Genomic DNA, 26,101 nt, shown 5'->3' with positions numbered 1-26,101 from the left:
GTATAGATGAGGAAAAATTTTCTAATTGTTGCTATTTAATTAGTGAGATAAAAACATTATTAGATAATGAATTGAACTTCTATGAACAGACAGTTTTTCTCTATGCAACTGGCTACTATGAATTTAAACGCCAATTAAGTAGTGGAATTGAAAAAATGAAACAGGCCATACAAGTATTCGATATTTTAAGAGAAGACAAGTTAAAATTATACTATACTGACCATTTTAATAAACTAGTAAACAAAAAATAAATGAAATCATTGTCTCAACTGGTCGTTAACCAATCCCCAAATATAATCTCTGTCGTATCTTGTGAATCGGTCCACCTTTCGATGAAAATGTTCATTATCGCTTTTCCTACTTGTTTGACTTTCTTTCTCCTCCTCGTCCTCAATGACAGACTCACTCCCTTTAGTTTCACTCATATCAGTCTCACTAACTTCAGTCTCACTAACTTCAGTCTCACTAGTGGCTGAATTTAAGACCGACCCCGACTGATTTTGATACCTCTCTAGTGTTTTTTGAACACTAATAAACCGACATTTCCTAACTCATCAAATTGGATTAGCCCTGACTCTTCCATTTCAGCAATTAACTGAGTTGCTTTCTCAATATTTATTCCCATGATAGCCATAAGATGGCACATTACGATTTGTTGTAATGACTGTTCTTACTTTTGCATGCTTTTCTCCTGAAAATAAAAAAGCGAGAACACTTATTAAAATGTTCTCGTTGAGTTAATTTATTACTGACGTATCTATTTTTTGTCTACGCAGTCGACATCAAAACAGACGTTCACATCAATATACTTTTTTGACCAATTTCACCACTGCTTCGGTCCGAGCAGTATGTGGAAACATATCAACCGACTGGATATAGTGGACATCGTAGACCTGACATAGCTTGACCAAATCGCGAGCCAGGGTTGAGACATTGCAGGAAACGTAGACCATCTTTTCAGGTGCATAGCGGACAATCGTCTCCAACAGCTTATCATCCAGACCTGTTCGCGGCGGATCGACAATCAAGGCATCCGCCCTATAACCTTCAGCGTACCAGCGAGGAATAATCTCCTCTGCCGTCCCAGCTTCGTAGAGCGTATTGTCAAAGCCCATCTTTTTCGCATTGCGCTTGGCATCTTCAATGGCCTCAGGGATGATGTCCATGCCCCGCAGAGACTTGACCCTTTTAGCAAAGGCAAAGCCGATGGTCCCCACTCCGCAATAGGCATCAATCAAATGATCTTCTTCCGTCACATCCAGCGCCTTAACCGCCTCCCCGTAGAGCACCTCTGTCTGCTCAGGATTGAGCTGATAGAAAGCGCGAGGCGACAGGGAGAACTCATAGTCCAGCACACCTTCTTGGATAGCCTCCTCGCCCCAGATAATCTCTGTCTTATCCCCGTAAATCTCACTGGACTTGCTCGTATGATAATTGACCGCCACTGTCTCTAACTCTGGAAATTCAGCCACCAGGTCTCGAACGACTGGAGAAAAGTCCAGCTTGCGCCCTGTCACAAAAATCATCTGCACCTGCCCCGTCTTTCTGGCCCTGCGAATCATAACGGTACGCACTCCAGCAGTCTTGCGCTCATCATAGATGGGCAGCCTGTACTTGCCTAAAAGCCGAGCCACCTTATTGATGATCTGTTGCGTTACCTTGTCCTGAACCAGACAGTTTTTCAGCGAGACCAGATAGTGGGAATTCTGGGCATAGAGTCCTGCCTTGACCTCATCCTTGAACTTCCGAGTCTGAAACTGCAGCTTGGCTCGATAATAGAGCGGCTCCTGCATACCGATGGTCGGACGGATTTCATAGTTTTCGTAACCAGCTGGTGCAAACTTTTTCAGAGCCTGACGCAGCAAATCTTCCTTAAACTCCAACTGCTTGTCATAGTGGAGGTGCATGATTTGACAGCCTCCGCAGCTTTCATAAATCTCACACGGCGCTTCCACCCGAAATTTTGACCGCTTATTGATGGTCAAGAGCTTGGCCTCAATAAAATTCCGCTGCACCTTGGTCACCTGACAGTAGACTTCCTCGCCTTTCAAAGCCCCCGGCACAAAGACCAGCGTTTTCTTATAAAATCCAATTCCTTCTCCATTAATTCCCATTTTTTTGATTTTGAGAGGGATTCTTTGCTTCACTTTTACATTCATGCCTCTATTATACCACGCTAGAGTCGATTCGTTGAGAATATGTTACAATAAAAGTATGAAAGCAGAAAAAATATCTCTTCCACTCGCACATTTCCCTGAGCAAATCCGAACTTATCTAGAGGGAGCCAACTTTTACGACAGCTCCTCACATTCAAGCGCCCGTGTTTTCTATGCCGATACGGGCTATTATCTGAAAATCGATCAAAAAGGCCAGTTAGCCCAAGAAGCCACACTTGCCAAATGGTTTGAGAAGCAAGAACTCGGCGTACCTGTCATTCACTACCTGTCAGCAGACCATGACTACCTGCTGACTAGAGAAGCCGAGGGCAAGGACGCCCTAACCTTTCTCCAACAGCCAGAAGAGCTTTGCCAAACAATGGCTGCCGAACTCAAAAAACTTCACAGCCTCCAACCCCAGCATTTTCCAATCCAGCATCGCCTCCAACACTATAAAGAGCAAGCAGAGGAAAATTATCAGAAAGGTTGCTTTTATCAAAAAGCCTTGCTGCCTCAATTTCATATCCAAAGCCGTGAGGAAGCATACCAGCTTTTCCAAGAGCAGGGACACTTACTGACGGTGGATGCCTTGATCCATGGAGATACCTGCTTGCCTAATTTCATTCTGAAAGACGCAGCAAACTTTTCCTGCTTCATTGACGTTGGACTCGCAGGCTTTAGCGATCACCACATTGACCTTTACTGGGCGATCTGGTCCCTTACTTATAATTTATCTGACCCTCAATATGCAGAGCTCTTTCTCGACTACTATAGCCGGAAGAATGTTGATACAGACAAACTGCGCTTGATAGCTGCCTTTGAAGCATTTGGCTAAAAGAAAGGACTTTACCAAAATTCTCTATGAAAATCATAAAAATTGAAAAGAAAAAAAGGCTCTACCTCTTGGAGTTGGACGACAGTGAGAAGCTCTATATTACAGAAGACACTATCGTCCGCTTCATGCTGTCTAAAGGGATGGAAATCACGGAGCAGGAGTTAAAAGAGATTCAAACTTACGCCCAATTTTCCTACGGAAAAAATCTAGCCCTCTACCATCTCTCCTTCAAGCAAAGAACTGCCAAGGAAATCAAGGACTACCTAACCCAGCACGATATCCAGCCAGACATCATCAGCCAAGTCTTGGACGCTTTGAAACAAGAAAATTGGATCAACGACAGAAAATATGCCAATTCTTTTATCCAATCCAACCTTCTCACTGGTGACAAAGGCGCTTTTGTTCTCAAACAAAAACTCAGTCAAAAAGGGATTTCTAGTACTATCATAGAAGAGGAATTAAACCAGTTTGATTTCACTGAATTAACAGACAAGGTTGCCGAAAAGTTACTCAAAAAATACCAGGGAAAACTGCCCAGCAAGGCCTTACAAGATAAAATCCTTCAATCCTTGATAAACAAAGGATTTTCCTATGGACAAGCCAAAACGGCCTATCAGCATTTAGAAATCGAAGAAGATCAAGAAACCCAGCAAGAACTGCTCTATAAAGAGCTAGACAAGCAATACCGCAAGTACTCAAAAAAATACGAGGGCTACGACTTAAAACAGCGTCTGACCCAAGCTCTGGCTCGCAAAGGCTATGATTTTTCGGACATTGCCAGCGCTCTAAGAGAATATCTTTAAGATTTTCTATGAAAACTTAGGCATTTTTATGAAAATATGTTACAATAAAGAGGATAAACTTAAAAATTGTAGAAAGTTGGTAGGTTATGAAACTTCCCAAAGAAGGCGACTTTATTACAATTCAAAGTTATAAGCATGATGGGAATCTTCACCGCACTTGGCGAGATACCATGGTACTAAAGACAACAGAAAATGCCATTATTGGCGTTAATGACCACACACTGGTAACAGAAAGTGATGGCCGGCGCTGGGTAACACGAGAGCCTGCCATTGTCTATTTTCATAAGAAATATTGGTTTAATATCATTGCCATGATTCGTGATAATGGCACTTCATACTACTGCAACCTTGCCAGCCCCTACTATCTGGACAATGAAGCCCTAAAATACATCGACTATGATTTAGATGTCAAGGTCTTCACAGACGGAGAAAAACGGCTGCTTGATGTAGAAGAGTATGAGCGCCATAAAAGGCAAATGAACTATTCGGATGATTTGGATTTCATTCTCAAGGAAAACGTCAAGATTCTGGTTGACTGGATCAACAACGAACGCGGTCCTTTCTCCGATGCTTATGTGAAAATTTGGTACAAACGTTATGTTGAACTAAAGAATCGATAAAGTTGTCAAAGAGCGTAAGCTCTTTTTTCTTGCTTTCTTTCTCAAAAATCCTTTGTCTAGCAAGGAAGCAATTTCTTGCAATTCCTACTTATTTCTTGTATGATAGAACCATCAATGCTGCTAGTAAAGCACTAGAGGAACAATTTCTGGTCCTCCACAGCAAATTTCTAGAAAGGAGTGAGTCTCATGGCTTTTACCAATACTCGTGGTCGCTATGCCAGCTTTGGCGCTATCACTAGCCTTCCAGATGATGTGATTGACACTTTCTGGTACATCATCGACAACTTTCTTAAAGATGTTTTCCCTTTGAATAATCTGATTCGCTTCGAGTTGATCAATAACGAAGGGAAACTGACTTTTCGCTTTTCTGAGGACCATCTCGATACACTCATCTCCTTTGATTTCACCTATAAATTTGACCCATTCTACCCTCGCATGATCTACGTTGTGGATAATAACGGCAGAGAGACGGTCATGTTAGCCGATGAATACTCCATGTTTTAAGAAAGCAAAATCCAGTTGAGACACTGCCATTATGAGCGGTTCTTCAACTGGATTTTTTTATTTTTTGTAAATCATTTTGATATGAGGCGTTGATTCAAAGATAAAAGGCTCTCCTTGAGTTACAAAGCCGAATTTTTCATAAAGCCCCACGACTTGCTCCTGAGCTTCAATTTCAATCATTTTTCCCGGCCATTTTTTCTCACAAAGAATCAAAATTTCCTTTACCAATCTACTCCCTAAGCCCTTTCCCCGGGCTGACGGGGCTGTCACAAGGCGACCAAAAACGACTTTTTCATCTTCCTCAAACACGCGGGCATAGGCGTCTACTTCCTCTTGCTCATTAACATGAAAAATATGAACAGCTTTCAAGTCTTTTTCGTCCAATTCATGATAGATTCGCTCTTGCTCGACGACAAAGGTATCGATCCGCAGTTTTAAAATCTTGTAAAATTCTAGTATATCCAACTCTTGCAAATATTTTTTATGCCACATGCTTGTTTCCGTCCTTGCTTTATTATATAATCATTGTAAATGCAACTATCAAAGGAGTTCTTATGGATTACCGTCAGTTATTTCGTCAAATGGGATTCATCTCCCGTCAAGCTATGATGAAAATGAATCAAGAAGCTAGCCAATACGGGCTTGATAATAATCTCTTTCTCATTCTTACTCGCATTGTCGAACACCCCGCCATCCATCAATCTCAGCTAGCAGAGCTGGTTCAGATTGACAAGACTACTCTAAGCCGCTCTCTAAGAAAGCTGGAAGAAAGAGGATTGATTATCAAAAAGACCAAGCAAGAGAATAAGAAATTCAAGGAGCTCTATCCACTGACTCCTGCACTAAAAGTATATGATAAGCTGATTGGCTACGAGGCCAGATATATTCAGGCTAGTCTACATCAACTGACTTCATCTGAACTCTTTCAGTTGGATCATATCTTACAGAAAATCCAAAACTCCCAACAAGAAGAAGTATAACATAACATAATTGCATTTGCAACTATGTGATATTAAAAACTAAAGCTATTAAAAGCGGCTGCTTGCAAGTGACTAAGTGAGTCCTCCTAGTCTCTGCAAGCAAAACCGCCTTAATAGCTTTTTAAGTTAGTTGATTGAAATCCCAGATCTGATCCATCCAGCCTTCATAGAAATCAGGCTCGTGGCAGACCATGAGAATGCTGCCCTTGTATTCTTTCAGAGCGCGCTTGAGCTCCTCCTTGGCATCTACATCCAAGTGGTTAGTCGGCTCGTCCAGCACCAGAACATTATTTTCTCGGTTCATAAGGAGGCAAAGTCGAACCTTGGCCTGCTCGCCACCTGAAAGAACCTGAATCTGACTCTCGATGTGCTTGGAAGTCAGACCACATCTGGCCAGAGCTGCTCGGACTTCTGCTTGATTTAGAGCAGGAAAGGCATTCCAAACGGCTTCGAGCGGTGTCTGACGATTGCCGCCCTCGACTTCCTGCTCGAAATAGCCCAGCTCTAAATAGTCTCCGCGCTCAACTTGACCTGCGATTGATGGGATAATACCTAGTAGACTCTTAAGAAGAGTGGTTTTTCCGATCCCATTTGCCCCGATGATAGCCACCTTTTGGTTACGCTCAAAAGTCAGGTTAAGAGGTTGAGTTAGAGGCCGGTCGTAGCCAATCTGCAAGTCCTTAGCTTGGAAGATAAAGCGGCCAGGTGTACGGGCAGGCTTGAAATCGAAGGATGGTTTTGGTTTCTCACTTTGCAGCTCAATAATGTCCATCTTATCGAGTTTCTTTTGGCGAGACATGGCCATATTACGAGTCGCTACACGAGCTTTATTGCGGGCCACAAAGTCTTTGAGATCCGCAATTTCCTTCTGCTGGCGCTCGTAGGCTGCTTCCAGCTGAGATTTTTTCATCTCATAGACTTCTAAGAACTGGTAATAATCCCCAGAATAGCGGGTCAACTGCTGATTTTCTACATGGTAGACGATATTGATGACGTCATTCAAGAAAGGAATATCATGCGAGATCAGGACAAAGGCATTTTCATAGTTCTGAAGGTAACGCTTGAGCCAGTCAATATGCTCCGCATCTAGATAGTTGGTTGGCTCGTCCAAGAGCAGGATATCTGGCTTTTCCAGAAGCAGCTTAGCCAAGAGAACCTTAGTCCGCTGCCCACCAGATAGCTCCGTCACATCGCTTTCCATACCGTAGTCCATGACACCCAGAGCCCGTGCGACTTCGTCAATCTTGGCATCTAGCGTATAGAAATCCCGGCTCTCCAAGCGGTCCTGTAGCTCGCCCACTTCTTCCATGAGGGCATCCACATCCGCTCCATCCTCAGCCATGCTCATATAGATTTCATTGATACGGGCCTCAGTCTTGAACAGCTCGTCAAAGGCTGTCCGCAGCACATCGCGGACAGTTTGGCCCTGCTCCAATACAGCATGCTGGTCCAGATAATCAGCCGTCACATACTTGGACCACTCGACCTTGCCTTCATCCGGCAGCATTTTACCCGTCACAATGCTCATAAAGGTTGACTTCCCCTCACCGTTGGCACCGACTAGACCGATATGCTCCCCCTTGAGCAGACGGAAGGATACATCCTCAAAAATAGCCCGGTCACCAAAACCGTGGCTGAGATTTTTTACTTCTAAAATACTCATCTTTTCTCCTCTATCATTGATTGCAGTTCCTTGATTATACCATCTTAGGAAGCCAATTGGCAAGAAAATAAAAGAGGCTGGGACAAAAGTCCTAGCCTCTCAATTGTCTTTGGATTGTCGAGCAAGACGCAGTGGTTGAGTGGGCTCTACTACGCTGATTTCATCAGCTTTTACAGCCCTACTCAACTGTGCGGAGGTGGGACGACGAAATCGAATTCTAACGAATTACCGATTTCTGTCCCACTCTCTCTAACTTTATAAAATTTTTGCACTGGTGCGGGTAATATCTTCTACTTTTATATTGTGTGCTTCAAACTTGGACTTCAAGGAAACCAAGTCAATGTCTCCGTCAATTTGTACCTCAATGACAACTCTACCGTCCTTACGAGGAATATTGACCGTGTTTGAAATATTGAGGTTTTCTTCGACAAGCAAGGCGATAATATGCGATAGGACACCAACCTCGTCTTCTGTGACAAAGCGCATTCGAACGCCCTTTTCGCCATAACCAGACACTTCTAGAAAAGCCTTGAAAATGTCGCGATCTGTAATGATTCCATAGACCTGCTCATTGTCAACAACTGGTAAGATTCCAATTTTATTTTTCAGCATCAAATAAGTCGCATCTTCCAAACTAGCATACTGGGAAATAGTAACAACATCGTGAATCATCACATCTTTTACCTTGGTTTTATTTAGAAGATAGTTCATTTCATAAATTGATAGGCTCGTTGCCTTTGATGGACTTGCTTCCGCGATTGTTCCTTCTGTCACAAGACCCACCAGCTTATCATTTTCAATCACGGGCAAGCGATGCAATTTTTGGTCGCGCATAATATCTGCCGCATGCGCAATCGTTGTGTCTGGACTAATGTATACAACCTTGCATGTCATAAAATCTTTTACTGCCATGAGAAGCCTCCTCTAGTTTCTTTTTCTAATCTTATTATACTGTATTTTCCAACTAATTTCAAACGCTTTCACGGTTTTCTCTTATGTTTTCAAAATTTAGAAAAATCAGGCAGGTTACCTATAAAAAAGCTAGATTCTCCTATGAAAAAACGAGGGGGAACGTTTGACCCAGCCTCGCTTTAGACTATCTCTATAGTTTCTTGTCTAATACCTCTAGCGACAAGATGACCAAAAACAATTGAAAGAGAAAATCGATCAGCCAAATGCTACTTTTCTATTATTTCTCTAAACTTCTGACAAAGGCCTGGTAAGTCTGTTCCATTAGCATGGTAATCGTCATCGGCCCGACTCCCTTTGGAACTGGAGTAATGAGACTAGCCACTTCTGCCACTTCGTCAAATTTAACATCGCCAATCAGCTTGCCATTTTCATCCCGGTTCATGCCGACATCAATAACGACAGCTCCCTCCTTGACAAAGTCCTTGGTTACAAAGTGTCCTCGTCCGATAGCCACCACTAAAATATCAGCTTTCTTTGCAATTTTTGCTAAATGGTGGGTCCTTGAGTGCGTCAAAGTAACGGTCGCATTTTTAGACAACAGAAGCTGAGCCATGGGTTTGCCGACAATATTACTACGGCCAATCACCACCGCATTCCTTCCTTCCAAGTCCACCTTATATTCGCGGAACATTTCCATGATTCCTGCTGGTGTAGAAGGGATCATCAAGGGATGTCCTGACCAAAGTCGCCCCATATTGGTCGGATGAAAGCCATCTACATCCTTCTCTGGATCAATAGCTAATAGAACCGCTTCATCATCAATATGGGCTGGCAGAGGAAGTTGAACTAAGATGCCATGCCAAGCTGGATCCTGATTATATTTAGCAATCAAGGTCAGCAATTCTTCCTGACTCGTTGACTCAGGCAGACGCACAACTTCACTGCGGAAGCCTGCAGCTAGAGCAGATCGTTCTTTATTTCTCACATAAAGCTGACTGGCTGGATTTTCTCCCACCAAAATCACCACTAAACCAGGTTCCTGACCTGTCTCTGCTTTTAACTTTGCTGTTTTTTCTGCAAGTTTCGCTTGAAGCTTTTCTGCTAAAGCTTTCCCGTCAATAATGTTTGCCATTCTTTTCTCATTTCTTTTTCACTATATTTATTCATTATATCAGAAATCCTACTGTCGCACTTATACATTTTTCTTATATAGAGTTATAAGATTAAAGACTGAGCTTGGCGAGCAAAATAAAAAAGCAGAAGTCTGCTTTTTAGTATAATAATTCATAAATTTCCATGGCAATCAAGTCAATACTATCGAAAGTATAAGTCTCACGCGCTGCCACATCACGCAGAGTAAAAATTGGTCCATTTTCTTCGTCGTAGCTGTATGCCACTTCGGCAACAACTACTCCTTCACGTTCAAAATTACGTTTTAAATTTCCACCATCTTTGGCCATAGCTTCCAAACGATTGATGATTCTAACTAAATGTGATTCCATTTTATTTCTCCTATTTACTTGCTTCTCTCCTATTTTACCATAAAAAGAAACTGAAATACCAGTAAAAGACCATTTTTTTATCTTTTTCGCGCTATAATTTCTCAAAAAATCAGTCTCAGGGAGGATTTTGTAGTAAATTCTTGCATTGTGCAAGAATACTGATATAATGAAACTATAATACTTTGACTATTTTTGACCATTTAAAAATAGGTGGATCTACGGCCAAAGAAAGAGGTAGAATATGCTTTGTCAAAATTGTAAAATCAATGAATCAACCATCCATCTCTATACAAATGTAAACGGAAACAAGCAGCAGATTGACCTTTGTCAAAACTGCTACCAAATCATGAAGACAGACCCTAACAATAGCCTTTTTCGAGGACTGACTCAGGCTAACAACCAAGGAATTGATCCTATTGACGATTTCTTTAACAGTCTTGGTAATTTCCAACAACCCCAAGAACCAAATATCCCGCCAACTCAATCTGGAGGAGGCTACGGTGGCGGTGGCTATGGTGGCAATTCCAATCATGGAGGCGGAGCACGCCAACAGGCTCCGCAAAAGCCAAAAGGTCTCCTAGAAGAGTTTGGTATCAATGTGACTGAGATCGCCCGTAAAGGAGAAATTGACCCTGTCATCGGTCGGGACGAAGAGATTACTCGTGTCATTGAAATCCTCAACCGCCGCACCAAAAACAATCCTGTCCTTATTGGAGAGCCCGGTGTCGGAAAAACGGCTGTGGTCGAAGGCCTAGCCCAGAAGATTGTGGATGGGGATGTACCTCATAAACTCCAAGGCAAGGAAGTTATCCGCCTGGACGTTGTCAGCCTAGTACAAGGGACTGGTATCCGAGGTCAATTTGAAGAGCGGATGCAGAAGCTCATGGACGAGATTCGCTCTCGTCAAGATGTCATTCTCTTCATTGATGAAATCCATGAAATTGTCGGAGCGGGTTCTGCTGGCGATGGCAATATGGACGCCGGAAATATCCTTAAACCAGCTCTGGCTCGCGGAGAACTCCAAATGGTTGGAGCGACTACCCTCAATGAATACCGTATCATCGAGAAGGATGCAGCCCTCGAGCGCCGCATGCAGCCCGTTAAGGTAGATGAGCCAACAGTAGAAGAAACCATTACCATCCTCAAAGGGATTCAGAAAAAATACGAAGACTACCATCATGTCAAGTACACAGATGCGGCCATTGAAGCAGCTGCCCTTCTCTCCAACCGCTACATCCAAGACCGCTTCCTGCCAGACAAGGCTATCGACCTCTTGGACGAGGCTGGCTCTAAGATGAATCTGACCCTCAACTTTGTTGATCCTAAAGTTATTGACCAGCGGCTGATTGAGGCAGAAAATCTCAAGGCTCAGGCTACTCGCGACGAAGACTTTGAAAAAGCGGCTTACTTCCGTGATCAGATTGCCAAATACAAGGAACTCCAAAAGACGAGCGTGCTGGATAACGATATTCCAATTATCAGCGAGAAGACCATTGAGCATATCGTGGAGCAAAAGACCAATATCCCAGTTGGCGACCTGAAGGAAAAAGAACAGTCTCAACTAGTCAATCTCGCCAGCGACCTAAAGGCCCATGTCATCGGTCAAGACGATGCAGTGGATAAGATTGCCAAGGCCATCCGCCGGAATCGGGTCGGACTAGGAAGTCCTAATCGCCCAATCGGAAGTTTCCTCTTTGTCGGACCAACTGGTGTCGGTAAGACTGAGCTTTCTAAGCAACTGGCCATTGAGCTCTTTGGCTCGGCTGACAGCATGATTCGCTTTGATATGAGTGAATACATGGAAAAACACAGCGTGGCCAAGCTGGTCGGTGCCCCTCCAGGCTACGTCGGCTATGAGGAAGCTGGCCAGTTGACTGAGCGCGTCCGTCGTAATCCATACTCGCTCATTCTGCTGGATGAGGTAGAAAAGGCCCACCCTGACGTTATGCACATGTTCCTACAGGTTCTGGATGATGGCCGCCTGACCGATGGCCAAGGCCGGACTGTCAGCTTCAAGGACACCATTATCATCATGACATCCAATGCCGGAACGGGCAAAGCTGAAGCCAGCGTTGGCTTTGGGGCAGCTCGTGAAGGCCGTACCAATTCCGTCTTGGGTGAGCTGGGTAACTTCTTCAGTCCTGAGTTTATGAACCGCTTCGACGGCATTATCGAATTCAAGCCACTCAGCAAGGACAATCTGCTGCAGATCGTCAACCTCATGCTGGACGATGTTAACCAGCGCTTGGCAACCAACGACATTCATCTGGATGTTACAGAGAAAGTCAAAGAAAAATTGGTTGATCTTGGCTACGATCCGAAAATGGGTGCTCGTCCATTGCGCCGCACCATTCAAGACCATATCGAAGATGCTATTACTGACTTCTATCTGGAAAATCCAAGCGAAAAAGAGCTCAAAGCTATCATGACCAGCAATGGCAAGATTCTCATCAAGTCAGCCAAAAAGGCTGAAGCAGAAAAAACCAAGCCCGATGAAAGCCAAAGCTAACTGACTTTAACTCTGCGTCTTGATAAACTTTTTAAAACAAAGCAAAAAGGAGCTCTTTGTCAACTGTAGTGGGTTGATGAAAAGGGCTAGTAAGGTGAAACGATCTAATCGAGTGGTTATTCTAGGGTAATTAAAAACGATTTATCGTGCTGAAAATTTAGAAATGGCAGTACAAGCTTTAGAGAACTTTATCGCTGAATGGAAGCCAAAGTATAGGAAAGTCATAGAAAGTCTGGAGAATACGGATAATCTTTTAACTTTTTTCTAGTTTCCCTACCAAATTTGGCACAGCATTTATTCGACAAAGCTCATTGAGTCTCTCAACAAAGAAATTAAACGTCAAACGAAAAAGAAGGTTCTTTTTCCTAACGAAGAAGCCCTGGACCGTTACTTAGTTACTTTGTTTGAAGATTATAATTTCAAGCAAAGTCAACGAATCCATAAAGGGTTTGGTCAATGTTCTGACACACTTGAAAGCTTATTTGATTAGCACTCCATAACTCTACTTGAGTGTTTACACATAATTATTGACAGTATCTAAAGCGTTTTTAGTGTAATTCGTATATAGTTGTTGACAAAACATTTTAACAGTAAAAGAGTGCAACTTTATTTGTTCACTCTTTTTTTGCGTATAANAGAAAAATTTTTGATAAATAGAATAGTATTGCTACTTATTTATCAAAAATTTACGATGATTAGACGAAAGAATACTTTGCCCCAAAAATAGCATTTAGAAATATTTAGAAGATAAATAATGTGTCGCAATGCTCTAAATGGTTAGTGTTCTAAGTGTAAGCTTGTTCTTAGGGGCAGGTCATTATTCCTTTACTAAAGGTAAAGAAATGGTGACTTTTAAGCCTGGATGATTGTCTAAAAAAACAATTTCACCTTGATGTAATTTAATAATTTGTTTGGTGATAACTGTTCCCATACCATGTGATTCATAATTAGTTGATTTTTGATTTAGCTCAGTAATTTTTTGAGCTGTAATATCTCCTTGATCCGCAATGACGATGAGCACTTTATTATCAGATAATTGATAAGTCAGATCAATCTGGTTAGAGCCGCTGTGCATAATACTATTAAGTAAGAGATTTCTAAAAGCTCTTGCTAATAAAGTTACCTCTCCTTTTACCAACACTGTCTCGGCAGGCAAATCAAAATGAAGTGTAATTGTTTCATAATTATTCAATATATCGGCAATTACTGTTCGTAGGACAGTAACCAAATCAAGATTGGAAAATTCGGAGTGACGCTTTTGGTTATCCAATAAGTAGCTCATATTGAGATTAGAAATCATTTCTCTCATAGTTTGAATCTGATTTTCAATTTCCTCTGTCTGCTTTCCTTTGCCATATTGCTGCTCTAACTGACTGTTATAACCTGATATGAGCATAAGAGGATTGCGTAAATCATGACTGACCCCTCTAATCCATTGCTCTTTCATCGTGTTGCTTTCTTCCAAAATATGAGATGTCTCATTGAGAGCCGTCTTAATTTCAGAGAAATTTCCCTTTTCTTTAAGAACGATATTTTGACCTTGAGATAAAGAAGTGACAGCAGTAATAATCGGCTCCATCTCCTTTTTAATACGCAACTTTGATCGACTCAAAAGAATAAAAATAAGTAAAAGAATAATACCCAAGAAAACAAGTCCCAAACTGAGAAAATTCCTAATAAATTGCGTATTAGCATAGAAATTAAATTTTGCTAAGGAATGCTTTTTAGGATAGCCCAAAACTAAAATTTGCTGACCACGTACATAGGAGAAAACAGGGTAATCTTCTAAATACCAACGTGAAAATTTAACCATATCAGCATTCGTATAATGCTTTTTGAGTCCTTTAGGTAAATGATAAGATTGGACAATATTGCCATCTTGATTCAGTACCATAGCCCAAGTATTTTGTTTATCCATTTCAATTTTGCTGCTTTTATCAAAATTGAAATTATTCTCTTGACTCGATTGAGCGATTTTAGTGTAAAGTAGTTCCGGTTTTTCCTTTCCATAGAAACTAAAATAGGCTGAGAAAACCAAACCATAAACAAAAACAAGTCCTATGATTAAAGCCAAGATTAATAGAACATACCTGGTTAATAACTTAGTAAAAAATTTAACGGTATCCATTTAATTCACCTTTAGTTTGTAACCCAAACCTTTAACCGTTATTAAGCTTTCTGGTTTAGAAGGATTGGCTTCAATCTTTTGTCGAATCTTACGAATATGAGCCATTAGGGTATTATCATAGCCTTGGTATTGTAATCCCCAGACCTTTTCTAAGAGTTGGTCAAAAGTGACAATGCGATTCTTATTATCATATAGGATCTTAAGAATACTGTATTCCTTAGCTGTCAGCTGAATCTCTAGTTTTCCTTTGGTAATCAAGGCTTGGCTAAAATGCACCTGGCAAGCAGGCAAAACAAGGGTATCTTCCTTTTCGGGATAGGCTCTTTTTAAGATGGAAAGAATACGCAGCTCCAAATCTCTTGGGCGGAAAGGCTTGATAATATAGTCATCTGCCCCTAGCTCAAAGCCCTGATATTGTTTTTCTATATCGGAGATTGCCGACAAAAACAAAACAGGAACCGTTGAAGTCTTACGGATACCTTTTAAAACTTCAAATCCTGATCCTTCAGGCAGCATAATGTCTAAAATAACTAAATCAAAAGATTTTTCTTCAAATTGCTCCAAAGCTTCTTTTTGTGATTGTACACTTGTTAGATTGCTAAACCCAGCAATGATCAATGATTCTTGCACCATTTCTAAAATTTCTGGGTTATCGTCTAAAATTAAAATCTTCTTTTCTTTATAATTCATACTATTACCTCAACAAGACTAGTATAACACATTGCTTCCTTAGTCAAGGACTTTAAAGTAAAAATTAAGGAAGAATTAAAGTAATGAACAGGTTAAAATAAAGGAGTTTCATTATAATAAAAATAGCGAAAGGATATAACATCACTCTAAGATTTTTAAAGGAGAAAACAAATGAACAATTATATCGTTGAAACCAACCAATTAAGTAAGGATTTTTCAGGTGAAGTAGCCGTTAATCAGCTCTCTATTCATATTAGAAAAAATGAAATTTATGGTTTTTTAGGACCAAATGGTGCTGGTAAGAGTACTGCTATGAAAATGCTTTTAGGATTGTTGCAACCAAGCCATGGTTCCATTAAGCTCTTTGGCAAAACCTTTAATAGCAATCAAATATCACTCCTCTCAAATGTAGGTTCCCTCATTGAAGAGCCCTCTTACTATGCTAATTTGACCGGTTATGAAAATCTTGAAATTATCCAAAAATTGCTTAAATTACCAAAAAGAAATATTGATGAAGTCTTAAAGATTGTCAGGCTTTTCGATCAAAAAGACAAGCTAGTTAAAAACTATTCACTAGGCATGAAACAACGTTTAGGAATTGCGTTAGCTATTGTTAAATTTCCTAAATTACTGATTTTGGATGAGCCAACTAATGGTTTAGACCCTGCCGGTATTCAAGAAATTCGTGAGCTTATCAAGTCTTTACCACAAAAATACGATATGACTATCATCGTTTCTAGCCATATTCTTTCAGAAATTGAACAGATGGCTACAACTGTTGGCATTATCAATCATGGTCAATTACTTTTTGAAGGCCACCTATCTGACCTTGAAGAAGATGAAAAATATCTGTTTGAGACCAGTGATGATGTAACTGCTAAAAGAATACTAATGTTCAATGGTTTTAATTTGGATGATGACCCAAAATTGATTATCAACGATAACAATAAAGTTAATATAGCCACTGCTATTCGACTCTTAGTTGAAAATAATGTTGATATTTATCAAGTTCGTATGATTCGTCGATCGCTGGAAGATGTTTTCCTTGATATGACAGGACGGGAAGGAAGTGTCTTGTAATGCTGAATTTACAATTAGAATTTATCAAACTAAAAAGACGGTCTTTCTTGTTATCTTTGATTGCTATTGTAGCAGTGGGCTTGATTTGGAGTAGCGTTGTTATCAAATATGAATTACCTAAAACACATGAGGCCTATAATGCCATTTATACCATGACTTACTTGAATGATTTTATTTTGCCACTTTTCATTGCAGTTTTAGCGTCTAGACTACTGGAATTGGAACATCTAGGCAAAACTTTTAAACTCTTGCAAACCAGTAACGAAAGTCCTTGGCAACTTTTTAAAGCTAAATTGACTGTGATGGCTATTTTTGCCTTTGTTGTCAGTTTGATTCAAACGCTTTTTCTGAAATTTATTATTCAAGGCATGCAGGTCAGTGTGACACCTGTTTCATTGAGTCTCTTTTTGTTCACAACTTTTTTGGTTTGTCTCTTTCTGTCTTGTTTACATCTTTGCTTAGCTTTTATCTATCCAAAGCCAAGTGTGACAGTAGTAACAGGCTTAATTGGTTCCTTCCTGTCATTTGTAGGTATCGGTGCGTTACCAGTTCCTATTCGTATTTTCATTCCTTGGCAATATTTCTCTATGATGGGAATCGCTAAACGGGTGGCTGGAACTAACACTTATCTTTTTCAATACGATAATGCTTATCCCTTTAAATTAGTCGTATTATTGCTTATCATTTTTTTAAGCATCTTTGCCAGTAAAAAACTCATTGGAAAGGCGGATCTATTATGATTACTTTTGAATTTAAAAAAATCAAAAAAAGTGCTATTCCGATAACGCTAATCTTCTTTAACCTTGTTGGGTCCTTATTGGGAGCAATGATTTACGCTCTCAATCAAAAGGTGCTCCTAGATGGTACACAAGCTCGCGTCCTTTGGGGACAAACAGTTTTCTATTCCTCGCAGGTATTTACTCCTATTCTGATCGGGATTATCTGTTCCATCAGTTGTCAATTCGAGGAAAGTAATAAAAACTGGCAGCGCTTATTAAGTATTCCGGTTAAGGCCAATCGTATCATTTTATCAAAAATCACCAGCTTATCACTAGTCATGGCTATTAGTCAACTGATAGTTCTTCTCTTATATATTATCAGCGCTTTGGTTTTGAAGGTACCTTTTGCAAATTATCTACTGGACTTTTTGCTTTGGTCTATCACAGGTTGGCTAGCAACCATTACTATTGTCACCATTCAAATTTTTCTTAGTATTCGCTTAAAAAATTTCGCAGTGCCTATTCTTATATCAGCTATTTTGGCTATGGCAGGACTTATGACCCTCTTTATTGGACAAGGTCTTTTTAGAATTTTCCCTTATGCTCAGATTGCTGTTGGTGATCGAGCTCGTTCCTTAGTCCCTTTTACCTTATCTGAATTTATCCTTTTCTTAGTTGTCAATAGTGCTTATATTTTTGTCTTCTATACCTTAGCAGTTAGACAGCTTAAAAAGAGATTTATTTAATCTCATTTATAGTGAAAAACATGAAGAAAGCGAAGATTTATCGTAATTATTATACAATTAATGATCAGCAAATAAAAAGTGAGCTCTTTGTCAACTGTAGTGGGTTCCCAAAAAGTCATACCCTGGAGAGGACCGAATTGGTTCTCTCCTTTTTAATATTCAAAGCGATGAGAATTCTAGTTTTAAAGTTGTCAAAGTTTCGGAAGCCAAAAGCGTTGCGCTTGATGACCTTGATGAGATTATTCGTAGCTTCTAGTTTTGCGTTTGAGTATGGCAGTTCTAAAGCGTTTATGATTTTATCTTTGTCCTTAAGAAAGGTCTTAAAAACAGTCTGAAAGATAGGATTTATACAAGCAATTCTTTCTTCAATGAGACCAAAGAAATGTTCAGCTTGTCTCTCTTGAAAATGAAAGAGTAAGAGTTGGTAGAGCTCATAATGTTCCCTTAGTTCTTGAGAGTACGAGAGCAACTTTTCCAGAATCTCTCTGTTGGTCAAGTGCATGCGAAAAGTCGGGCGATAAAAGCGTTTATGACTTAGTTTCCGACTATCTTGTTGGATCAGTTTCCAGTAGCGTTTGATTGCCTTGTACTCGTGTGATTTTCGATCCAATTGATTCATGATTTGAACACGAACACGGCTCATAGCCCGGATGAGATGTTGTACAATATGAAAGCGATCGAGGACGATTTTAGCGTTTGGAAAAAGTTGTTTAGCCAAGTCGTAGTAGGGGCTAAACATGTCCATGGTAATGACTTTCACGCGACTTCTCACCTGTCTAGAATAACGAAGGAAATGATTGCTAATGGTCACTTGTGTCCGCCCATCTAAGATAGCTAGGATCCTTCTTGAATCAAAATCCTGTGCAATGAAGCTTATTTTACCTTTCTTGAAGCTGTATTCATCCCAGCTCATGTGTTCTGGAAGGTAGTTGAGGTCAGTTGTGAACTCGAATTCTTTCAACTTACGAATGACTGTTGACGTGGAAACTGCTAAGCTTTCAGCGATGGCCGTCATAGAGACTTTCTCGATCAATTTTTGGGCGATTTTCTGCTTGACAATGGTTGCGATTTGGTGGTTTTTCTTGACTAAAGAAGTTTCTGCGACAGCCATTTTTCCGCAATCCTGACAGCGGAAGCGCTGTTTTCTCAACCGAATCAATGTCTTATATCCCGCACACTCTAGGTAGGGAATTTTTGATTCTTTCTGGAAATCATATTTAGCCATTTGTCCTTGACAGTGAGGGCATTTAGGTGCGGGGTAATCTAGCTTAGCGATGATTTCTTTATGTGTACCAGCATCTACATAATCTAAAATAGTGATGTTAGGGTCTTTTATTCCGAGTAAGTTTGTGATAAAATTTAATTGCTCCATAAGAGTCTTTCTAATGATGGTTTGGTCGCTTTTCATTATAAGTCTTATGGGACTTTTTTTCTACAACAAATAGGCTCCATAATTCCTACAGTGGTGTTACCCACTACAGAAATTATAGAGCCCAAAAAGAGAACGGATAAAGTATTCTGTTCTCTTTTTGAATTCTATTAATTTTTAGTGGAGCTCACTGGATAGCCTTATCTTCTAGCGCTCTCTAGCGTAATTAACCATGTCATAAGGTAGAGTATTGGCTCTTTCTTTCAGTGAGTAATTTTCTAAATTATTGACATTTTGGCGCAGGCGTTTAGCATAGCTACTTGAGATCAATTTCTTTTTCTCATATTCAAAGATAATTTTTCTCTCCAAATAATAGCCCCAGATCATTTCTGAGATGTTATTGGGCTTGAATCGCGCAATAACACGCTCGACGAAGGCACCACTACCGATGATCTCCGTTTCTCTTAGTCGAGATTCCTGCAAAAAAGTAATTAGAGAAGGCTTATAGATACCCTTTAGATGTTCCAAACTTTCGATAATGACTTCGGTATTGGACAGATAAAGCTCTGCTATATCCTCCATATCCTCAGCAGTTAGATGCTTAGCTCCACCTTGCCTCCAAGAGCGCCATCTAGCACCAAGGGTGACGATTTCATGGAGCAACATGCGCAATACGCGCAGTGTAACGAGAAACATATAGGTAAAGCGAGAAACTAAGTTTCGATTGATGCCCTGCTCAATATTATGTAGGTAACGCTGATAAAGATGATAGCTACGATCGCTGATTTTTCCTTCCTCAAAAGCTTGCTCCAAACCATCATTTTCGATACTCAAAATCAATAATTTCAGAGCTGCTAAGTCTCGCTGAGTGGCCTTATCTTCCTGTTCAAGGATTAGGTTTTCGATACGACCATGGTAATTGTCAATAGCCGCATAGAGAGGTGCCTTAGCCTTGGTTTGCTTGAGGCCTGCTTCCAGCTCACTCACTACCTCATTTAAAATAGCGATGTGCATCAGGTGCTCATTTTCCTCTTCTCTTTCTTCAGACAGATGAGGAAGAGTGAGCAAACCTGTCAGAAAGCTAAGAAAGATCACACCCGCTACCAAGAAAAGCAACAAAGGATGATCTTGCTCCAATTGACTCGGAATCAAAAGAATAGTCGCAATGGAGACGGTTCCTTTGACACCTGAAAAGGTCAGCAGCAGCATTTCCTTCAGGTAGTTTCCAACATTCTTGTGCAATCTTCTGATTCGAATGAAGTAAAAAGTGAACAACATGACAAACCGAAGGGCAAAGAGTAGGAAAGTCAGAAGGACAATGCTCACGAGTAGCAAGAGATTATCGTAAATCGGGCTCTTTAAGATTGGCTCTGCAATCATCTCCAGCTCTATTCCTAAAATGATAAAGACAGAGCCATTGAGCATAAAGTTCACTGTATTCCAGATGGTTTCCGTGACCGAATCCACCTGAGCTTCCAGAAGCGTTATCCGCTTGAAGCGGCTAGCCTTAAAGATACCTGCAACGACTACTGCGATAATCCCTGAGACATGAATCTCCTCTGCTAAAAAGAAGGTAACCAAGGGTAGGCTCAGCTCCAGCAAGAGCTCACTAGCAATATCTGATACTTGGGCACTCATCAGCAATTTATGCAACCAGCGATTAAGAGCTGCGCTGGCCATCCCGACGGCAAAACCACCGATAATGGAAAGAACTAAGGATATACTAGCTTTTCCTAGGGAAAAACTTCCTGTAGTCCAGGCCAAAAGAGCCACACGAAAAGCAACTAGACCAGACGCATCGTTGAGCAATCCCTCTCCTTTTAGGATATTTTCCACCCGCTTGGGGAAGGAAAAACGTTCTGATAGGGAAGCAAAGGCAACCAAGTCTGTTGGACCCAAAGCGGCTCCTACGGCAATGCAGGCCGCCAAGGGCAAGGCCCCCCAGAGAAGATGAGCCAGATAGCCCAAACCAAGCGTTGAAATAAAGATAACTGGAAAAATCAAATACAAAATGATTCGCCAGTGCTTGAGAATACTGGTAGTATTGCTTTCCTCAGCCTCCCGAAAGAGCAAGGGGCCGATCACCAAGGCCAAAAATAGCTCTGTATCTAAATGAAATTTCCCCTGAGGAAGGAGAAAACCAAGCGAAATTCCCAGCACAATTTGCACTAGAGGTAAAGGAAGCTGGGGCAGCAAGCGGTTGGTCACATTCGATACAACCAACAGGAGTAGAAAAACAATCGTGTAGAGAAGGATTTCCACTTTGAACCTCCTTTATCTCTGCTGGCAGCACTCTTTAAACAATTCTTTTTGCGCTGAAATCTTTTGATCAATTTTGGATAGGTCGCGGTGCTCAATCATCTTTTGGCAACGCTCCATTTCTAAATTCACCAATTTTTTCTTGATTCGCAGCATTTTTCTATTCATTTTGGCCTCGTCCAAAAGGCCAACAGTCGTTTCTTCATTGGCAGACTCGACGTATTTGTTTCGTAAGCCAGCCAATTTTTCATGCAAATATTGTTTATCCATTTTTCTCCAAATGATTCCCCAGAAAGTTTTTAGCAACTTTGGAATCCTTATTTTTCTTTTAATTTCTCAATCATAACCAAAAAAGGCGGATTGTTAATCTGATTGATGGTCTTGTAGAGGGCAACAGTGAAGTCCTGCTGAGGCAGCTGACTGACAAAGTCCAGCACCGCATCTTTTTCAATTTCGCCACCTTCATGCCCGTAGTAAATCATGATAGCTGCACGGCCACCTTTTTCTAAGCCTCGGCTGACCTTTTCTAGAGCTTCCAGCGTCGTATCGGGTCGGGTAATGACAGACTTGTCCGCCGAAGGCAGGTAGCCAAGATTAAAAATAGCAGCCTTGAAATGGTCTGTGTATTGGTCCAGACTCTCATGGCCAGCCAAGATTAGCTGAGCATTGTCCAAGCCAGCTTCTAACAAACGCTGGCGGGTCTTTTCCACAGCCTGCTGCTGAATGTCAAAAGCATAGACTTGCTTGGCCAACTGAGCCAGAAAGAGGGTGTCATGCCCATTGCCCATAGTGGCATCCACAACGACATCTTCCTTGGTCACAACTTCTGCTAAAAAGGCATGGGCCATTTGTAAAGGTCTTAACATACGAATTTCTGCTCCTTTGCTTTACAGCCTTGCTTGCTGCCACGACGACGCATTTCTGCCTCGATGGCATTGAGAACTTCCCATTTATTAAGGCTCCACATGGGGCCAATCAACATATCCCGCGGGGCATCGCCTGTGATACGGTGGATAACGATATGCTCGGGGATAATCTCAAGCTGGTCGCAGATGATGGAGACATACTCCTCCTGACTGAGCAGCTGCAGTCGCCCCTCATGATAATCCCGCTGCATGCGGGTATTGGTCATCAAGTGAAGCAAGTGGAGCTTGATTCCCTGAATGTCATTGTCCGTTACACAGCGACGGACATTTTCCAGCATCATCTCATGGGTTTCGCCCGGCAGGCCATTGATCAAGTGAGAGACAATCTCCGCCTTGGGGGCCAGCTTACGAATGCGCTGGACCGTCTCCACATAAAGCTCATAGGAATGAGCACGGTTGATAAGGTCTGAAGTCTCCTCATAGGTAGTCTGAAGCCCCAGCTCCACGGTCACATGCATGCGCTCAGACAGGTCAGCTAAGTAGGCGATGGTCTCATCAGGCAAACAGTCGGGCCGAGTTCCGATATTGAGGCCAACGACACCTGGCTCGTTAATGGCTTGCTCATACCGCTCACGGATCACTTCAAGCTTCTCATGGGTATTGGTGAAGTTCTGGAAATAAACCAGATACTTACGAACATCCGGCCACTTGCGGTGCATGAAGTCAATTTCCTTATAGAACTGCTCGCGAATGGGCGCATCAGGCGCCACGATGGCATCACCAGAACCCGAAACAGTACAGAAAGTACAGCCTCCATGCGCTACCGTACCATCCCGGTTGGGACAGTCAAAGCCCGCATCAATGGGCACCTTAAAAGTCTTCTCTCCAAAAAGTTTTCGATAATAATCATTCAAAGAATTGTAAGATTTCATACCTTCCATTCTACCACAAAAAGGAGCCTAGAAACAAAAATTTCCTCTTTCACCAAGAAAGAAGAAATTCATCGCTCCCATTGATAATGCTTGAGATTCACACAGCCATTGGACTTCAAGTCCACTCCCTCTGCCCAAAGCAAGTGCGCTTGCTCTTCCCAGCCTGGTGCGAGACGCCCTGCCGCATTGACTACCCGATGGCAAGGATGCTTGCCACCATAAAGCTCCGACTGACTGAGAATCTTCCCGACCAAACGGGCGTTTTTAGGTCGCCCAATCAAACGGGCAATCTGACCATAGGTCACCACGCGCCCAGAGGGAATCTCATCCACAAGAGCTAAAACCGACTTGATGATTTCTGGATTCAAAACGGACAACCTCCTCCTAACCTCACTTGCTCCTATCTTAAAAGAAGAGGTCTTCTTTGTCAAGACAAAAAGGCTGGCAAAGCCAACCTTTCACATCTCTATTTATTTCTGTTTTCCCCTGAAACGCCATTGAAAGCGCAGCTTGTCATAAAAGGGAAATTCGATATTGAGAATGGCAAAGCCCAGCAAGGCTCCTCCGATTACATCCGTCGGGTAATGCACGCCCAGATAGACTCTGGATGCCATAATGGTTAAGATAAAGAGCAAGAGCAGGCCCTGTACCAGACGTTTGATTTGTTGATTTTGCACCCGTTGCTGGACGGTAATGATCAAAGTCCCTACCACAATAGCTGTCGCCATGGCATGTCCGCTCGGGAAAGAGTAACCACCCTCTTCGACCAAATGAGAAATACTAGGCCGACTTCTTTGGTAGACGAGTTTAATCAGCTTAATCAAAATCCCATGTAAAACCAGATTTCCCGCCAGCAAGGCAGCTTCCAGCTTCCATTTTTTATAAAGGAAAAATAGGACAAGGGCAGACACCCAGATAATAATCCCTAGCGGGTCAATCAAACTAGTAACCAGTTTGAAAAATGTCGTCAAAGCTGTGGGCAAGTCCCCTCGCAGCCAAGTTTGAATCGGACCATCAAAGCCAACTAGCTGCTCTGGATAAAACTTGACCATGTAGCCTAATATGACGAAAAGTAAAAGGGCAAAAGAGCCCTTTGTTAGATAAGATTGTTTATTTTTCATAGCGTTTTAGAACGGGCGTCAAAAGCGTGTAAATCAGCCAGAAAGCCACCGCCCAGATTACTCCTTCTAATAGGTTAAAGGGAACAATCATAGTCAGCAGATACTTACTTACACCGATGATCTGACCAATATCAAAGTTTGCGAAACGAGCATAAAGCGGAATGGCATAAAAAGCATTCAGCGCCAGCATACTTGCAGTCAAGGAAAGAATCCCTAGGAAAGATGCAAGCAAATAGCTCATCAAATCTCTCTTCTTTTCCCAGAAAAGAGCAAAGAAGATGACATAGACCAGAATCGCCACAATATTGATTGGCAAACCGATCAAGGTTTCCACTCCATGACCATTTAAGGACAATTTTAAAACAGAGCGGATGAGCAGAACTGCTACAGAACTCTTAAAATCCAAGAGAACCAAGGCTAATAAAATCGGAATAATCGAAAAATCCAATTTTAGAAACTCGGCTACCAAAGGGATTTGATAGAACATGAGCAGAAAAGATAGTGCAGATAAAGCCGCTACTATCGCCATTTTGCGCGTATTTGTCATAACAGGTTCCTCCAATTTATAAAAATTAGAGAAGCTGGAAGGCTGTTAACACAAGGCCCAAAAAATCCTTTCACAATTTATAAGAGTATATAAAATGCCCCTTAAAATAAGATTAAAACGACCAACCGGCCAGGCAATAACGCCTTTCGTCTTCTCCCATCCAGACTATACTGTCGGTTGTGGAATCGCACCACATCAGCTTTCGCTCGCGGACTTATTTGGCTAAGATATTTTAGATTTATCTAGGCGTCGCAGTCGAAGATAATACTTAAAGTATATCGAGACAAGACAAAGACGAGAAAGCAAAAATAGCTAGTCAAATTTACCGCCGGTCGGGAATTTCACCCTGCCCTGAAGACACTCTTATCATAACAAAAAAAGCTTGCCAGAGCAAGCTTTTTGATTGATGTAATAAATATTATTTCAATTCAACTATTTTTCTTTTATTTCAACTTATCCGCTTCGTATTCATGCACCAAGTCCAGTCCTGCAAAGTTCTGTTGGCGCAGGGCTTCATAGACAATCATGCAGACCGTATTAGAGACATTTAAGCTGCGGACATGCTGGTCATTCATGGGAATGCGTAAGGCTTTTTCTGGATGCTGGCGCATAAATTCCTCTGGTAAGCCTTTGTCCTCACGGCCAAACATAAAATAATGCGGCCCTTCTGCAGCAAAATTCTCCTCCGAGTAGACCTTCTCGGCAAACTTAGAAATCAGATAGAGTCGTCCGTCCATCCGCTTCATAAAGTCATCCAGACTCTCATAGAAGCTAATATCTAGCTTATCCCAATAATCCAGCCCTGCCCGCTTCATCTTACGATCGTCAATAGGAAATCCCATGGGCTTGATGATATGGAGGGGAGAATTGGTCGCTGCGCAAGTACGAGCAATATTGCCTGTATTCTGTGGAATTTGTGGTTCAAAAAGGACGATATGATTTTGCTGAGACATGATTTTTTCCTGATTTTCATTAGAATAAAAAAATAGCCACACTGCCCGGAGTCAAGCTCAGCAAACAGCGTGGTTAAGGCATCATTAACTTACATCACAACAGGTTTGATGTAAATCAATGAGGGTACTTTCCTAGTATATCATTTTCTTCCGACAAGTCAATAAAAATGACCTCAAAAAGTGAGATTTTTGTAGGATTTCTTTTGA

At 41.5% G+C, this 26,101-nt stretch carries 28 protein-coding genes, 2 pseudogenes and 1 riboswitch; of the genes and pseudogenes, 11 read left to right on the top strand and 19 right to left on the bottom strand.

The genetic code is table 11. The features are described from left to right. A partial coding sequence (locus D8793_RS06420) for an Rgg family transcriptional regulator (protein ID WP_446677588.1) occupies positions 1-251 on the top strand: 251 nt, incomplete at its 5' end. 9 nt (positions 252-260) lie between these two features. Here the strand turns inward: D8793_RS06420 and D8793_RS06415 are convergent. From D8793_RS06415 to rlmD, 3 genes and pseudogenes are all read right to left on the bottom strand, one after another. Then, a pseudogene (locus D8793_RS06415) lies at positions 261-530 on the bottom strand (replication initiator protein A); the annotation flags it as partial. After that, positions 512-634 carry a hypothetical protein gene (locus D8793_RS12175; RefSeq protein WP_260471130.1) on the bottom strand — a complete coding sequence of 41 codons (123 nt, stop codon included), beginning with the start codon at positions 632-634 and terminating at the stop codon, positions 512-514. The pseudogene D8793_RS06415 and the gene D8793_RS12175, both read right to left, overlap by 19 nt. A 166-nt stretch (positions 635-800) precedes the next feature. Continuing rightward, positions 801-2,159: a 23S rRNA (uracil(1939)-C(5))-methyltransferase RlmD gene (gene rlmD / locus D8793_RS06405; protein ID WP_125371823.1), complete on the bottom strand. Its 1,359-nt coding sequence runs from the start codon at positions 2,157-2,159 to the stop codon at positions 801-803. Between the two features lie 55 nt (positions 2,160-2,214). On the opposite strand from rlmD, the gene D8793_RS06400 reads away from it, so the two are divergent. The 4 genes from D8793_RS06400 to D8793_RS06385 all read left to right on the top strand — a co-directional run bounded on the left by D8793_RS06400 (position 2,215) and on the right by D8793_RS06385 (position 4,918). Continuing rightward, entirely contained in the window at positions 2,215-2,991 is a 777-nt protein-coding gene (locus tag D8793_RS06400; RefSeq protein WP_125371824.1) for an aminoglycoside 3'-phosphotransferase, read from the top strand. Positions 2,992-3,017: 26 nt separating this feature from the next. Next, positions 3,018-3,794: a recombination regulator RecX gene (gene recX, locus D8793_RS06395; RefSeq protein WP_125371825.1), complete on the top strand. Its 777-nt coding sequence runs from the start codon at positions 3,018-3,020 to the stop codon at positions 3,792-3,794. Between the two features lie 86 nt (positions 3,795-3,880). Continuing rightward, entirely contained in the window at positions 3,881-4,414 is a 534-nt protein-coding gene (gene ntdP, locus D8793_RS06390; protein ID WP_005590859.1) for a nucleoside tri-diphosphate phosphatase, read from the top strand. A 186-nt stretch (positions 4,415-4,600) separates the two neighbouring features. Next, the gene (locus D8793_RS06385) at positions 4,601-4,918 is read left to right on the top strand and encodes a DUF960 domain-containing protein (protein WP_045498988.1); all 318 of its coding nucleotides are present in this window, start codon (positions 4,601-4,603) and stop codon (positions 4,916-4,918) included. A gap of 57 nt (positions 4,919-4,975) precedes the next feature. Here the strand turns inward: D8793_RS06385 and D8793_RS06380 are convergent, their stop codons facing one another. Next, the gene (locus D8793_RS06380) at positions 4,976-5,410 is read right to left on the bottom strand and encodes a GNAT family N-acetyltransferase (RefSeq protein ID WP_125371826.1); all 435 of its coding nucleotides are present in this window, start codon (positions 5,408-5,410) and stop codon (positions 4,976-4,978) included. A 62-nt stretch (positions 5,411-5,472) separates the two neighbouring features. On the opposite strand from D8793_RS06380, the gene D8793_RS06375 reads away from it, so the two are divergent. Then, positions 5,473-5,898 carry a MarR family winged helix-turn-helix transcriptional regulator gene (locus D8793_RS06375; protein WP_125371827.1) on the top strand — a complete coding sequence of 142 codons (426 nt, stop codon included), beginning with the start codon at positions 5,473-5,475 and terminating at the stop codon, positions 5,896-5,898. Positions 5,899-6,019: 121 nt separating this feature from the next. Here D8793_RS06375 and D8793_RS06370 read toward each other — a convergent pair whose 3' ends face one another. The 4 genes from D8793_RS06370 to D8793_RS06350 form a co-directional block, all read right to left on the bottom strand. After that, positions 6,020-7,561, bottom strand: coding sequence for an ABC-F family ATP-binding cassette domain-containing protein (locus D8793_RS06370; protein ID WP_125371828.1), 1,542 nt, complete (start codon positions 7,559-7,561; stop codon positions 6,020-6,022). A gap of 255 nt (positions 7,562-7,816) precedes the next feature. Next, positions 7,817-8,473: a CBS domain-containing protein gene (locus D8793_RS06360; RefSeq protein ID WP_125371829.1), complete on the bottom strand. Its 657-nt coding sequence runs from the start codon at positions 8,471-8,473 to the stop codon at positions 7,817-7,819. 277 nt (positions 8,474-8,750) lie between these two features. Further along, positions 8,751-9,605, bottom strand: a complete 855-nt coding sequence (locus tag D8793_RS06355) for a bifunctional methylenetetrahydrofolate dehydrogenase/methenyltetrahydrofolate cyclohydrolase (protein WP_125371830.1) — start codon at positions 9,603-9,605, stop codon at positions 8,751-8,753. A 139-nt stretch (positions 9,606-9,744) separates the two neighbouring features. Beyond that, positions 9,745-9,975 (bottom strand): DUF1797 family protein, encoded by a 231-nt coding sequence (locus tag D8793_RS06350; protein WP_005592360.1) that lies wholly within the window; start codon positions 9,973-9,975, stop codon positions 9,745-9,747. A gap of 241 nt (positions 9,976-10,216) precedes the next feature. On the opposite strand from D8793_RS06350, the gene D8793_RS06345 reads away from it, so the two are divergent. Both D8793_RS06345 and D8793_RS06340 read left to right on the top strand, forming a co-directional pair. After that, complete coding sequence (locus D8793_RS06345) at positions 10,217-12,484, top strand: ATP-dependent Clp protease ATP-binding subunit (protein WP_125371831.1); 2,268 nt, start codon at positions 10,217-10,219, stop codon at positions 12,482-12,484. Between the two features lie 85 nt (positions 12,485-12,569). Beyond that, a pseudogene (locus D8793_RS06340) lies at positions 12,570-12,974 on the top strand (transposase); the annotation flags it as partial. A 327-nt stretch (positions 12,975-13,301) separates the two neighbouring features. Here the strand turns inward: D8793_RS06340 and D8793_RS06335 are convergent. Next, complete coding sequence (locus tag D8793_RS06335; RefSeq protein ID WP_125371832.1) at positions 13,302-14,612, bottom strand: sensor histidine kinase; 1,311 nt, start codon at positions 14,610-14,612, stop codon at positions 13,302-13,304. Further along, the gene (locus tag D8793_RS06330) at positions 14,613-15,302 is read right to left on the bottom strand and encodes a response regulator transcription factor (RefSeq protein ID WP_045498965.1); all 690 of its coding nucleotides are present in this window, start codon (positions 15,300-15,302) and stop codon (positions 14,613-14,615) included. 171 nt (positions 15,303-15,473) lie between these two features. Between D8793_RS06330 and D8793_RS06325 the strand changes: the two genes are divergently transcribed. From D8793_RS06325 to D8793_RS06315, 3 genes are read left to right on the top strand one after another with little or no spacing between them, the layout of a single operon-like run. Further along, entirely contained in the window at positions 15,474-16,382 is a 909-nt protein-coding gene (locus D8793_RS06325) for an ABC transporter ATP-binding protein (RefSeq protein WP_008809655.1), read from the top strand. Next, positions 16,382-17,122: an ABC transporter permease gene (locus D8793_RS06320; RefSeq protein ID WP_045498958.1), complete on the top strand. Its 741-nt coding sequence runs from the start codon at positions 16,382-16,384 to the stop codon at positions 17,120-17,122. Before D8793_RS06325 ends, D8793_RS06320 begins: the two co-directional genes overlap by 1 nt. Next, positions 17,119-17,847 (top strand): ABC transporter permease, encoded by a 729-nt coding sequence (locus tag D8793_RS06315; RefSeq protein WP_045498955.1) that lies wholly within the window; start codon positions 17,119-17,121, stop codon positions 17,845-17,847. The genes D8793_RS06320 and D8793_RS06315 overlap by 4 nt, the downstream gene beginning before the upstream one ends. A 115-nt stretch (positions 17,848-17,962) precedes the next feature. Here D8793_RS06315 and D8793_RS06310 read toward each other — a convergent pair whose 3' ends face one another. The 9 genes from D8793_RS06310 to D8793_RS06270 form a co-directional block, all read right to left on the bottom strand. After that, positions 17,963-19,219, bottom strand: a complete 1,257-nt coding sequence (locus tag D8793_RS06310) for an ISL3 family transposase (RefSeq protein WP_045499770.1) — start codon at positions 19,217-19,219, stop codon at positions 17,963-17,965. A 204-nt stretch (positions 19,220-19,423) separates the two neighbouring features. Next, positions 19,424-21,478 carry a cation:proton antiporter gene (locus D8793_RS06305; protein ID WP_125371834.1) on the bottom strand — a complete coding sequence of 685 codons (2,055 nt, stop codon included), beginning with the start codon at positions 21,476-21,478 and terminating at the stop codon, positions 19,424-19,426. A 12-nt stretch (positions 21,479-21,490) separates the two neighbouring features. Further along, positions 21,491-21,745, bottom strand: coding sequence for a hypothetical protein (locus tag D8793_RS06300; protein ID WP_062122638.1), 255 nt, complete (start codon positions 21,743-21,745; stop codon positions 21,491-21,493). 47 nt (positions 21,746-21,792) lie between these two features. Continuing rightward, positions 21,793-22,341: a tRNA 5-(aminomethyl)-2-thiouridylate-methyltransferase MnmM gene (mnmM, locus tag D8793_RS06295; RefSeq protein WP_125371835.1), complete on the bottom strand. Its 549-nt coding sequence runs from the start codon at positions 22,339-22,341 to the stop codon at positions 21,793-21,795. Beyond that, complete coding sequence (gene mnmL / locus D8793_RS06290; RefSeq protein WP_125371837.1) at positions 22,335-23,282, bottom strand: tRNA modification radical SAM protein MnmL/YtqA; 948 nt, start codon at positions 23,280-23,282, stop codon at positions 22,335-22,337. Before mnmL ends, mnmM begins: the two co-directional genes overlap by 7 nt. A 59-nt stretch (positions 23,283-23,341) precedes the next feature. Next, positions 23,342-23,641: an MGMT family protein gene (locus D8793_RS06285; RefSeq protein WP_125371839.1), complete on the bottom strand. Its 300-nt coding sequence runs from the start codon at positions 23,639-23,641 to the stop codon at positions 23,342-23,344. Between the two features lie 102 nt (positions 23,642-23,743). Beyond that, positions 23,744-24,394 carry a phosphatase PAP2 family protein gene (locus D8793_RS06280; protein WP_125371841.1) on the bottom strand — a complete coding sequence of 217 codons (651 nt, stop codon included), beginning with the start codon at positions 24,392-24,394 and terminating at the stop codon, positions 23,744-23,746. Then, positions 24,384-24,941, bottom strand: a complete 558-nt coding sequence (locus tag D8793_RS06275; protein ID WP_048766230.1) for an ECF transporter S component — start codon at positions 24,939-24,941, stop codon at positions 24,384-24,386. The genes D8793_RS06280 and D8793_RS06275 overlap by 11 nt, the downstream gene beginning before the upstream one ends. A 144-nt stretch (positions 24,942-25,085) precedes the next feature. Next, a riboswitch (FMN riboswitch) is annotated at positions 25,086-25,304 on the bottom strand. A gap of 80 nt (positions 25,305-25,384) precedes the next feature. Continuing rightward, entirely contained in the window at positions 25,385-25,894 is a 510-nt protein-coding gene (locus D8793_RS06270) for a tRNA (cytidine(34)-2'-O)-methyltransferase (RefSeq protein WP_061910590.1), read from the bottom strand. Positions 25,895-26,101 lie beyond the last annotated feature (207 nt).

It is taken from the genome of Streptococcus cristatus (genome assembly GCF_003943465.1).
Classification (GTDB): domain Bacteria; phylum Bacillota; class Bacilli; order Lactobacillales; family Streptococcaceae; genus Streptococcus; species Streptococcus cristatus_C.
This window is presented reverse-complemented; position numbering and strand designations above follow the sequence as displayed.